Below are 12,028 nucleotides of genomic sequence, written 5' to 3'. Positions count from 1 at the left end.
CGCTGATCTCACTGCTGACCTTGACCGCCTGGATCGCCCGCAATTATCGGGTCTTCGGTGAGTTCATTCCGTTGGCCACCGAGGGCGGCGATACGATGCTGGGTGGCAACAATTCCGTGGTCGCTTACAACCCGGATTACTATGGACACCAAGTTTTCCCAACGTTGATTCCGGAATATCGCGATGCCTTCGCTTCGTGTTCCAGCGAAGTCGAACGGGACCATCTGGCGGTCAATTTGGCCACACGCTGGCTCAAAGAACATCCCGACCGGTGGTGCTACCTGATTCAGGCGAAACTGCGGCGGTCGATGACCCCGTTTCTCCGGGGAAGCAACTCGACTTTGGCTCGAGTTGCCATGCTCGCAACCTGGGGGCCGGTGCTGGTTCTGTTTTTGCCCGCTTTCTTTCTCACGCTGCTCCCTTCCATTCGCAACCGCCAGCCGGAATGGTTGCTCCATTTGGCGATATTGCATGTGGAAGTAACCTGTGTGATTTTTTCTGGCATTGTCCGCTTTCGTTTTCCCATCGAAGGACTGTGCATCATTTTTGCCTGTGTCAGCGCGCTTTGGCTGTGGGACAAACTGCGGGGTGTGCATGCTGTCAAGACTTGAAGAATTCGCCGAGAGACTGAAGCCGCACTTTTATTTGTGGGTGGCCCTGGCGGTCGCCATCCCGCGGGTGGCATTCGTCGCCATTGCGCCGAACCGCATGGCCTACGGGAATGCCCCGAGCCTGTTGGCGCTCACGAAAAACATCGCCGAAGGCCGCGGTTACACAGATGAAGAAGGCAATCCCGATAGTTATTTTATTCCGGCGTATCCCTTCCTCGTGGCTGGCTGCCAGATGCTAACGGGCAATTCATTGCTGGGAGTGAAAATCGTTCACATCGTTCTCGATATTGGGACAGCGATAGCGCTGAGTTGGTTGCTACTGAAAACATGCCCGGCGCTTGCCGCGTTGTTTTTCACGACCACTTTCGCGTTGCATCCCCTCCTCTTACATTTGGGCAATAATGTAGATGACGAGCCCTTGCTCGTTTTCTTCGTCATTGCCAGTTTCGTGGCCTTGTATCGGGCCATTGACCTTTCCTCCTTGTGGCGTTTCGCGCTGGCGGGATTTCTACTCGGACTCGCGATTCTAACCAAGAGCACCCCCATTTTCCTGCCGTATGTTGCTACGGCCGTGATGTTCCTTGCGACCCGAAGGATGAAAACCAACCGCATGACCCACTGGCTTGCGTACTTGCTAGCGTCGATCACCGTACTCTTGCCGTGGGCGTACCGGAATTACGTGGTCTTCGGCCATTTCGCAGTCAGCACCCGCGGCATCGGCACGAATCTGTGGTGGGGCTCTGATCCCCGCATCTTCACCGCGTACGGCAAAGCCCAGCGCGTTACCGCGAATGAAATCGAAAGTGAAATGATCGCCCGGGGGATGCAGCCTCCGACGAACAACACTGTCTTCAATCGGGAACACTGGCGCCTGCAAATGGCCGTGCAGCAGTACAAGGACCTGCTGCATCAGCCCGCCGCCCTCATCGGGGTCTTGTTCCTGAAGGCCGCGCGAACGCTCTATGCCACGGAAGACCGTCCGTCCGCGCACCTACCGCTGATTCTGTTGCAAATTCCCACCCTTCTTCTGGCCATCTATGGGACAATTCGATTGTGGAAGCGGGCAGAAACCAAGGTGCTGGCGTGGCTGTTGGTCCTCTACATCGGGTATTATTACGGCGTAGTCTCCGCGGGGATGCCGATGGTCCGGTACTTTGTCCCCGCCATCCCCTTGCTGCTGGCTGCGGCTGCCGTCGGCTTGGTTGCGTTATTGTCCCCCGAAGGTTCCAAACTCAGGGCGGAAAAACATTGAGATCGCTGAAAAATCTCCTGCTCAACTCCGAGGTGCGCCCGGTGTGGGGGAACGCCGATGAAGCACAATTACTGGCGGCGTATGAGCGGGTCTGGAACCGTAAGTTGATCATCCGTCGACTATACGAAACCTGGTACGAAAACATCGCCGCCGAACTACGGCCAGGGTCGATCATTGAGGTCGGCGCCGGCACGGGCAATTTTAAACGCTGGCTTGAGACGCGTGGGCGCATGTGCTGGACCCTGGACATTCTGGCGGGCAAATATATTGATGTGCAGGCCGACGCCTTGCAAATGCCCCTGGCAACGAGAAGCGTGGACAACATTGTGATGGTGGACGCGCTGCACCACTTCGCCCGTCCACTGGCTTTCCTGAAACATGCCGCCGAGGTGCTGCGCCCGCGCGGCCGCCTCTTGTTGATTGAACCGTTCGTTTCGGTCTGGGGCCGGTTCGTCTACCGCTATCTCCATCACGAGCGCGTGGATTTTGATTTTGAGGAGTCCACCGTCTCGAAGGAGGCTTGGGATGGCAATGCCGCGATTCCGCGTCTCACCCTCGCACGGGTCGAACAGGAGGTCCGCGACCTGCGGATCAGGCGCATCAGCTACTGCGAGTTTCTCGCCTACCCGCTCTCGGGCGGGTTCTCGTACCGTTCGTTGTTGCCCGGCCCCGTGCTGCTGGCGCTCCACCGCCTCGAACAATCTCGCCTGTTCCAGAATCGCACACTATCGCTGCGAGTGATTGTCGTCCTGGAAAAAGCCGCATGAACACCGCCGCTTCCACACCCGATCGCAGTTCCATCGTGAGATATTTCGACACTCTCGCGCCCGCACGCGTACATTGGGTGGAGAAAAACCGCTATTACCACCAGCAATTGGGGAAGACGTTTGCCTTTTTCATCCCGCCCAACCGCTCGGTACTTGAGGTTGGTTGCGGCGCCGGCCAGTTGCTGGCCTCGTTAAAACCGGCGCGCGGCGTGGGAATCGATCTTAGCCCGAATATGATTCAGATCGCCCGCGAACGCCATCCACACCTCGAGTTCCGGGTGGACGATCTCGAGAACCTGCAGCTCGACGAGAAATTTGACTACGTTGTGGTTTCTGACGTGCTGGGCTTCCTCTATGACGTCCAGCGTAGCCTGGAAAACCTGCGCCGCGTTTGCTCGCCGCGCACACGTATCGTAATCTCCTACTACAATTTTCTCTGGGAACCCGTTCTCAATGCCGGTGAACATCTGGGGTTGAAGGCCCGGCAACCCATCCAGAATTGGTTGGGCGCCGCCGATGTGGCCAATCTCCTTGATCTGGCCGGTTTCGAGGTCATCCGCAAAACGTCCCGCCTGCTCCTGCCCAAACGCGTGCCGTTATTGTCCATGCTCTGTAACCGCTTTCTGGTAAACCTGCCGGTATTTCGCCATTTGGCCTTGACGTCTGTGATCGTCGCCCGCCTCAAACCTGAGCCGCGCGTCGATCAACCCAGTTGCTCCGTGGTCATTCCTGCCCGCAACGAGCGCGGAAACGTCGAGGAGGCCATTCGCCGCACCCCGCAGCTCGGTCGCCACATGGAGATTATCTTTGTGGAAGGCAACTCCGACGACGGGACCACGGAGGAAATCCAGCGCGCGATTGCCGCCCATCCCGAACGCGACCTGAAGTTCATCCCGCAGGGCAACGGACGCGGCAAGGGTGATGCCGTACGCAAGGGCTTTGACGCCGCAACCGGCGATGTGTTGATGATCCTCGATGCCGACCTCACCGTGCCGCCGGAAGAACTGCCGAAGTTTTATAAAGCCCTGATCAGCGGCCAGGGGGATTTCATCCACGGTTCGCGGCTCGTCTACCCGATGCAGGACCAGGCGATGCGTTTTCTCAACATCCTGGGCAACAAGTTCTTCAGCCTTGCCTTCACCTACCTGCTCGACCAGCGGTTTAAGGACACACTCTGCGGCACCAAAGTCCTCTACCGAGCGGACTACGATCAAATCGCCGCCAACCGCTCCTACTTCGACGATTTCGATCCCTTCGGTGATTTCGATTTGATCTTCGGTGCGGCGAAACTGAATCTGAAGATCATCGAGGTTCCCATCCATTATTTCGCCCGTACCTATGGCACGACCAACATCAGCCGTTTCAAACACGGCTGGCTCCTGCTGCGCATGTCGGTATTTGCCATGCGCAAAATGAAATTTGTCGAATAATGTGTGCCCTTCGTGCAACCGCCTAAAACTGTGATGCAAGTCGTACTCAGTCTGCGCGTGGGCGGACTGGAACGCGTTGTCCTGGACCTTGTCCAGAATGCCTCCGAGGAATTTCGGTTCGTCATTTGCTGCCTGGAAGAGCCGGGGGCCTGGGGTGGCGAAGCGCCGCGCGTCGTCACGCTTGGCAAACGACCCGGCTTTGATTGGCGGCTCTTCTGGAAGATTGCGCGCCTCGCACGCGCTGAAAAGGTCGATGTGATCCACACCCACAATTCCGCCGCCCACCTCTACGGGGCGATCGGCGGCAAACTCGCGGGTGTTAAAGTGCTGCACACGGAACACGGCAAGAACCTCGGCCAGGAAGCCCGTGCCTTTCGCCTGAATCGCTGGGCCGCACACTTCACGGACCTGACGGTGGCCGTCTCGGAGAAAATTGGCCGTGAGGCGCGTGAACAGGAAGGCGTAACTGCTGACCGCCTTGCAGTCGTCGCAAACGGAATTTGTGTGGACCGATTCCAGTTACCGCGATTGACCCCAGGGCGACGTGTAGGGACGGTCGGACGGATGGTGCCGGAGAAAAACCATGCACTGTTGTTGCGTGCCGTCGCCGCAATTCCCAATTTCGAACTGGTTTTCGTTGGCGATGGCCCCCTGCGTGGAGAATTGGAACGCGAAGCTGGTCCGCAGGCCCAATTCCTTGGTCAACGTGCCGATATCGCGAAGTTGTTGGCGGGATTCGATGTCTTTGTGCTCTCGTCGAGCACCGAAGGCATGAGTATCGCCCTGCTGGAAGCCATGGCCGCCGCGTGCCCGATCGTTGTTACGGCAGTCGGCGGCAACACGGAATTGATCGAACATGAAGTCACCGGACTCGTTGTTCCACCTGACGACGCGACGGCATTACGCGCGGCCATCGAACGACTCTTAACCGATCGCGAGCTGGCCAGCTGCCTTGGCGCCGCAGCGCGCGAGGTCGCCCGCCAACGCTACAGCGTCGCGGCGATGATCCAACGCTACGAAGAGCTGTGGCGGCGGTTGGCAGCATGAAACTGCTGTTTGTGTCCAACCTGTTTCCCAATGCCACGGAACCGGTGCGTGGCGTCTTCAACGCCCAGCAGGTTGCCGCGCTGTCGAAACTGTGCAAAGTGACGGTGATCGCGCCAACCAACCAAGCGATGGCGGACGAGAATCGTGCGGATGTAAGGGTGATTCATCCGAGGTTTTTTCATGTGCCTGTGCTCTCGCGTTCATTTAACGGTCGTCTGTTTGCGCGGGCCATCGAGCCTGTCATTCGCGGTGAACGATTCGATGTGGCGCTCGTGAGCTGGGCGTATCCCGATGCGTACGGCGTGATGCTTGTGGCCGAGAAGTTAAACTTTCCTTTCGCCACAGCGGTACTCGGAAGCGATGTGAATGTGCTTTTTGAGAATCCAACGCGCAAACAACAGATCCTGCGTGCCTTGCGTGCCAGCCGCGTGGTCTTTGCCAAGAGCAAGGCCCTGCAGTCGCACCTCGCCGCCGAAGGAGTTGAATCGGTGATCGATTACAACGGAATTGACCGCGAAAAATTCCAACGTCGCGACCGGGTTGAAGCGTGCCGTCAATTGGGGCTCGATCCGAAACGTCGTCGCGTGCTTTACGTTGGCAACTTATTGCCCGTTAAAGGACCAACGGTATTGGCGCGCGCCGCCGAGCGATTGCAAGACACCGAAGTTGTCTTTGTCGGTAGTGGTCCGGAAAAGATTGCTGCATGCCGATGCGTTGGTACACGGCCACACGAGGAGATCCCGTTGTGGATGAACGCCTCCGATGTGCTATGCCTGCCGAGTTTGAACGAAGGGCTACCCAACGTGGCGCTCGAAGCCATGGCGTGTGGTTTGCCTGTGGTCGCCTCGAATGTCGGTGGCTTGCCCGAAATAGTACAGGAAGGCGTGAACGGTTTTCTGGTGGCACCCTCCGACTCAAATGCGCTTGCCGAAGCGCTGCGGCAGGCGTTCGACACGAAATGGGATCACGATGCAATCCGCGCATCCGTCTCACAATTCGATTGGGATGTGAATGCACGCGCGTTGCTCCGTGTGCTGGAGAAGATTGTTTGCAACTAGAACTGCAAATTGCCGACGCGCTGCGTAACAGCCCCGCAATCTGGAAACTCCATGCGGTCGGGCTGCGGTTGCAGTCGCTTGCGCAATCACAACCTGAAGACAAACTGCTGACTCTCGCGCAATCCTATCGCCGCTGGCCGTCACGCTCATTGGAACAACAACTCGCACCGTGGCTGACCCCGGAACATGCCGCGATCTGGCGGGAAAAGAGAATCGGTTGGTCGCGGTATCGTCAGCAACTCTCCTCCCCGGTAATCACCAAGAGCCTAATTTTGAAAGCCCCGGGCGTGGACGGCGAGAAAGGCGTGCTGTACGTCTCGTTCGAGTATAATTGGTTACGGCTACTACAGCATTTTGAATTAAGACATTTGCTTGAGGATTACTTCCTGATCGGCGCGTCGTCATGGTCGCCTCCTGATTTTCCCGCGCACTGGGCGCTGGCGCGTGTGGGACCTGACCCGGTATTCATGCAGATTTCCAATCCGTCGGACATGGAATTGTACGCGCGTTTTGATCACAAGATTCGGCCGATTCCGATTATGGCGAGCGATTGGATCAATCCTGATTTCTACGAGCCAAAACCCCACAACCAGCGCGAGATTGACATCCTCATGGTCGCGGGTTGGTCACACGTCAAGCGTCACTGGCTCCTGTTCCGCGCCCTGCGCAAAATGTCGCAACGACTTCGCGTTGTGCTGATTGGTCAGGATGCAGATGGCCGGACTGCGAACGACGTACTCCGCGAGGCGAAGGCATTCGGCGTGGCGGACCGCATCCAGATGATCCGGGACGCCAACATCAATGAAGTGACAAAGCATCAATGCAACAGCAAGACGTCGATCATCTTGAGCGCGCGCGAGGGATCGTGTGTGGTCGTGGCGGAATCGCTTTTTGCTGACGCTCCCGTGGCAATGATGGAGAATGCACACGTCGGGTCGCGCACCTACATCAACTCCCAAACGGGCGTATTGCTGCGGGCTGGCGCGATGCATACGCAGCTTAATGAAATGCTGGAGCATTCCGCGTCGTTTTCACCGCGCACGTGGGCGCTGGCAAATATTGCCAGCACCCGGACGACCGAAAAACTGAATGGTATTATCCGTGACTATTCTCTAGAACGCGGGTTGCCCTGGACGAGGGACATTGCACCCATGTGCTGGCGACCGGACCCTGTTTACATGCGGATCAGCGGCAAAGAGCAACTACAAGGCGCCTACGCGGCCCTCCAAAAACGCCACGGGGTCGTTATTGCCGGACATGAAGTCCATCTTCAAACGGAACCACAAACATTATGAGAATTAGCGTCTTCGGATTGGGTTATGTTGGTTCCGTCACGGCGGCCTGTTTCGCGGACAAGGGGCACGACGTCATCGGCGTTGAGGTGAATCCCGATAAACTGGCGCTGTTCCACGCGGGCCAGACGCCGCTGTTCGAACCCGGGCTGGCCGAACTCTTGGCGAACACTCACGGCGCCGGCCGCTTCGGTGCGACCGCAGACGCTGCCGAGGCGATTCGCAGCTCCAGCATCTCGTTCATTTGCGTGGGCACGCCCAGCAAGAAAGGCGGACAGGCTGATTTGTCCCACGTTGAACATGTCTCGCGTGAAATTGGCGAAGCGTTGCGCAGTAAACAAGGAACGCACACGGTGGTGGTCCGCAGCACGATGTTGCCGGGCAGCATCGAGGGCATTGTCATCCCGCAAATCGAGGCGGCGTCCGGCAAACACGAGGGCCGGGATTTCCATGTCGTGGCCAACCCCGAATTCATGCGTGAAGGCTCGGCGATCCGCGATTTTTACGAACCGCCATTTGTCGTCATCGGCGAGCGCCTGGCCGGGGCGGGCGATGCGCTCGCCGAACTGTACCGCTGCATGGATGCGCCCCAGGTGCGCATCACGATTCGCGCTGCGGAAGCCATCAAGTTTGCCTGCAACGCGTTTCATGCGATGAAAATCACCTTTGCCAACGAGATCGGGCAATTCTGCAAGGCCCACGGCATCGATAGCCATGAGGTCATGGACATCGTTTGCCGCGATACGAAGCTTAATATTTCCAAAACGTATCTCCAACCGGGCCTGGCGTACGGCGGTTCTTGTCTACCGAAGGATTTGCGCGCGCTCATCGGACGGGCTCGCGAGAACGATGTCGAACTGCCCATGCTGGAAGCGATCGCGCGCAGCAACCTCAGCCAGATCCAGCGGACGATCGACTTCATAACGGAGGTCGGCCACCGCGAGATTGCCATCCTGGGATTGAGTTTCAAAGTCGGCACTGACGACTTGCGGGAAAGTCCCCTTGTCATTATGGCCGAGACGTTGCTGGGCAAAGGTTTCAAATTGGCAATACACGATTCCGATGTGGAACTGACCCGTTTGACCGGCGCCAACAAGCGGTTTCTTGAAGAAAAACTGCCGCACATCAACTCGCTGCTATCGGCCTCGCTGGAGGAAGTCGTTGCGCGAAGCAAGACGCTCGTCGTCTGCAAGAACGCTCCCGAGTACCACGGGTTGCCGCGATTGATTTCTCCGCATCATCATGTTGTCGACCTCGTGGCTGCACTGAAGAACGCCAAAATCCCCACCGCGCAGTATCACGGCTTGTACTGGTGAGAATCCTTACACTGATCTCGAAATTCCCGTGGCCGCTCACGGACGGCGCGGTCATTCGCGATTTCAACCTCCTGCGCGAAGCGGCGAAGCGTCATGAGATCTCTCTGCTTTGCTTCTTGTTCAAGCCAAGCGACCGCGAGCAATTCGACGCGTTACGGCCCTTCTGCAAGAAAATCGTCGGTCTCGACCTTGTGCGAACGAAGGGACGCGCACTTGTCAACGCCGCCCAAAGCCTGGTCACCGCCGACCCGTTTATCATCCGCGAGTATTGGAGGCCCGAGATGGCGCACGCGCTGGAAAAGTTCGCAGACGAGGAGCGCATCGATGTCATCCACTCGCACTTCCTGCACATGAGCCAGTATGTCGGCCACAAACGCGGGGCCGCCTTTGTGCACGATGCCCATAATCTGGAACACGTTCTCTGGCAGCGCATGGGGCGCACTACCGCCAATCCCCTCAAGAAGGCGTTCATTCAGACACAGTACGGCAAATTGGTGCGACGTCAGCAGGACGTGGCACGCGCCAGCGAGAAGTGCGTCGTGCTTTCGGATGAAGATCGCGCGGAGTATAGACGCATCTGCCCGGAGGCCGACGTGACGACGGTTCCCAACGGCGCGGACGTCGAATACTGGACACCGCGTGACGACGCTGTCGAGCAGGGGTCGATTCTTTATTTCGGCAACCTCGGTTGGCCGCCGCAGGCCGACGCCGCCATTTACTTTCACGACAAGATTCTTCCACTTATCCGCCGACAGGTGCCCGACGCGAAGTTCTACATTGCGGGGCAAAACCCGCCTGAAAACGTGAAAGCCCTCGCGAGCGACCGCGTCATCGTGACCGGCTTCGTGCCGGATATGCGCGAGTACGTCGCCCGGGCCACCGTCATTGTCATGCCATTGCGCGCAGGCGCGGGCACGAAGCATCGCGTGTTTCAAGCGTTGTGCATGAAGAAGCCGGTGGTCTGCACCGCCGTGGCAGCCGAAGGGATTGCACTGACGCACGGCGAGACGGCGATGCTGGCGGATGATCCGGAAACATTTGCCAGCGCCACCGTTTCCCTGCTACAAGATGCGGCGCTGCGCCAGCGGCTCGGAGAACGGGGCCGTCAGCTTGTCCTCGATCGCTATGACTGGCGCGCGATCTACGAACATCTGGAGGAGGCTTTTCAGGAGGCGGTTCGCAAACGAAAATGACCAACGGCAAGAGCTATCGTGTCGGTCTCGTTGGCGCGGGGTACGTCAGCGAGTTTCACATCAAGGCGCTGAAGCGCCTGTCCAACGTGCGCCTGGTTGGCATCACCGACCTCGATGTTGCGCGCGCGAAAGCCACGGTGCAGAGTTTTGGCATCGCCGCCTTTCCGTCGCTCAAAGTGATGGCTGCCGAGGGCCTCGACGTCGTCCACGTGCTCACACCGCCGACGAGCCACGTGGCGGTCGCTCTCGAAGCGCTGTCACTGGGTTGCCATGTACTTGTGGAAAAGCCCCTGGCCACGAGCGTCGAGGATTGCGACCAGCTCATAGCTGAAAGCCAGGCGCGCGGGCTGCGTGTCTGCGTGAACCACTCGTTGCTTGGCGATCCTATTGTGAAGCGCGCGCTGGCGTTGGTAAAAGCCGGGGCGATTGGCGAAGTCCTCACCTTTGATTACCTGCGCAGTTCGAATTACCCGCCCTATCGTGGCGGCTCGCTGCCCTTACATTATCGCGAGGGCGGCTATCCGTTTCGCGACCTCGGTGTGCACGCTTTGTATTTATCACAAGAGTTTCTCGGGAACATCGAAGATGTCCACGCTGAATTCCGCGCCTCGGGCGTGAAGGACAGCGATCCGGATCTCCACTTTGATGAGTGGCGGGCGATTGCGCGTTGTGCGAAGGGTACCTCCAATATCCAGCTTTCCTGGAACGTCAAGCCGCTTCAGCACCAGATCATCCTCCAGGGCACTCGCGGCACATTGCGCGCTGACCTCTTCGCGATGTACCTCACCCGTCGCCGCCACACACTATTGCCAAAGGCCGCCGAGCGTGTCGTGAATGCGTTGATCGAATCGATTTCGTCAGCAGCGCAATTAATGTGGAACGCCGCGCTCTTCATCGCAGGTGAAGTCCAGCCTTATCAGGGACTCCACAATTTCGTCCACGCGTTCTACGAATCCCTTACCACCAGCGCATTAATGCCGGCAACCCTGGAACAAGGCCGCGAGGTGGTTCGGTGGACGGAGCGGGTCGCGCGCGATGCCGATCACGCCAAGGCGAAGCTCTACAGTCAATATCAGCCGAGCGGGCGTCCGGTTGTGGTCGTGACAGGCGCGAATGGGCAGCTCGGCCGCGCGTTCGTCAATCGTCTCATCAAGGAGGAAGAGTTCGTCCGCTTGTTTGTGCGGCGACTGCCTCCTTCTGAAATCCTGCATCATCCGCAGGTCGAAGTTGTTCTCGGGGACCTTGGCGATCCGGCAGCCGTTGACCGTGCCCTGGAAAATGCCACGGCGGTGTTTCACATCGGCGCTGCGATGGGCGGCGGCTGGGCAGCACATGAAGCGGCGACCATTACCGGCACGCGAAACGTCGTCGACGCGTGCCTTAAGCGCAACGTTCCGAAGATGGTTTACATTAGCTCCTTGTCGGTGATCGATTGGGTGGGACACCCGGCCAACCAGCCGGTCACCGAGTCCGCGACACTTGAGCCCGCCCCGCAGCAACGCGGCTACTATACGCAAGCCAAGCTCGAAGCCGAGCGCATCGTGCGCGCCGCAGCGCAGGAACGCGGGTTGTCGGCAGTCATTCTACGTCCGGGCCAAATTTGGAATGAGACGAGCCCGCTTATTTCCGCAGCTGTTGGCATCCGCGTCGGCGGTCGGCTCGTGGTGATCGGCGACGATTCGAACCTGCTACCGCTGGTGCACATGGACGATGTTGTCGAGGCCATCGTACTGGCTACACAGAGTACCTTTCGCAGCGGCGAGGTTTTCCAATTCGTGGACGACGAACTGATGAGCCGCGAGGAACTCGTGCGTTTGTACACCGTCAAACGTGAACCACGATTGCACGTGTGGCGAATCCCGCTGAAGTTGGCCTGCTTCGCCGCAAGCGGCATCGAGGCACTCGCCAACCTGCTGAAACGCCCCGCGCCGATCTCGCCGTATCGCCTGCGCTCCGCCGTCGCGCCGCTTGTGTTCGATTGCACCAAAGCGCGGGAGCAACTGGGCTGGCAACCGCGAGCGCACACTCGCGAATCGCTGCGCAAGCTGTTGACATAGAATGC

Annotated in this window: 10 protein-coding genes; all 10 read left to right on the top strand. The window is 58.6% G+C overall.

Annotated features, from left to right (window positions below; translation table 11 throughout):
* Positions 1 to 611 (top strand): hypothetical protein (locus VNL17_01495; protein ID HXI82745.1); only part of this gene is annotated, 611 nt, incomplete at its 5' end.
* On the top strand, positions 595 to 1,863 hold the full coding sequence (locus tag VNL17_01490) for a glycosyltransferase family 39 protein (GenBank protein ID HXI82744.1): 1,269 nt from the start codon (positions 595 to 597) through the stop codon (positions 1,861 to 1,863). The genes VNL17_01495 and VNL17_01490, both read left to right, overlap by 17 nt.
* Complete coding sequence (locus VNL17_01485) at positions 1,860 to 2,630, top strand: class I SAM-dependent methyltransferase (protein ID HXI82743.1); 771 nt, start codon at positions 1,860 to 1,862, stop codon at positions 2,628 to 2,630. Before VNL17_01490 ends, VNL17_01485 begins: the two co-directional genes overlap by 4 nt.
* Positions 2,627 to 4,060: a glycosyltransferase gene (locus VNL17_01480; protein ID HXI82742.1), complete on the top strand. Its 1,434-nt coding sequence runs from the start codon at positions 2,627 to 2,629 to the stop codon at positions 4,058 to 4,060. The genes VNL17_01485 and VNL17_01480 overlap by 4 nt, the downstream gene beginning before the upstream one ends.
* A gap of 33 nt (positions 4,061 to 4,093) precedes the next feature.
* Positions 4,094 to 5,107 (top strand): glycosyltransferase, encoded by a 1,014-nt coding sequence (locus tag VNL17_01475; GenBank protein HXI82741.1) that lies wholly within the window; start codon positions 4,094 to 4,096, stop codon positions 5,105 to 5,107.
* Positions 5,104 to 6,165, top strand: coding sequence for a glycosyltransferase (locus VNL17_01470; protein ID HXI82740.1), 1,062 nt, complete (start codon positions 5,104 to 5,106; stop codon positions 6,163 to 6,165). The genes VNL17_01475 and VNL17_01470 overlap by 4 nt, the downstream gene beginning before the upstream one ends.
* On the top strand, positions 6,156 to 7,460 hold the full coding sequence (locus VNL17_01465; GenBank protein ID HXI82739.1) for a glycosyltransferase: 1,305 nt from the start codon (positions 6,156 to 6,158) through the stop codon (positions 7,458 to 7,460). Before VNL17_01470 ends, VNL17_01465 begins: the two co-directional genes overlap by 10 nt.
* Positions 7,457 to 8,773: a UDP-glucose/GDP-mannose dehydrogenase family protein gene (locus VNL17_01460; GenBank protein HXI82738.1), complete on the top strand. Its 1,317-nt coding sequence runs from the start codon at positions 7,457 to 7,459 to the stop codon at positions 8,771 to 8,773. The genes VNL17_01465 and VNL17_01460 overlap by 4 nt, the downstream gene beginning before the upstream one ends.
* Complete coding sequence (locus VNL17_01455; protein ID HXI82737.1) at positions 8,770 to 9,966, top strand: glycosyltransferase family 4 protein; 1,197 nt, start codon at positions 8,770 to 8,772, stop codon at positions 9,964 to 9,966. Before VNL17_01460 ends, VNL17_01455 begins: the two co-directional genes overlap by 4 nt.
* The gene (locus VNL17_01450; protein ID HXI82736.1) at positions 9,963 to 12,023 is read left to right on the top strand and encodes an NAD-dependent epimerase/dehydratase family protein; all 2,061 of its coding nucleotides are present in this window, start codon (positions 9,963 to 9,965) and stop codon (positions 12,021 to 12,023) included. The genes VNL17_01455 and VNL17_01450 overlap by 4 nt, the downstream gene beginning before the upstream one ends.
* The last annotated feature ends 5 nt before the right edge of the window (positions 12,024 to 12,028 follow it).

It is taken from the genome of Verrucomicrobiia bacterium (assembly GCA_035577545.1).
Classification (GTDB): Bacteria; Verrucomicrobiota; Verrucomicrobiia; order Palsa-1439; family Palsa-1439; genus Palsa-1439.
The sequence above is the reverse complement of the archived record's forward strand: the minus strand, read 5'-3'. Positions and strand labels throughout refer to the sequence as shown.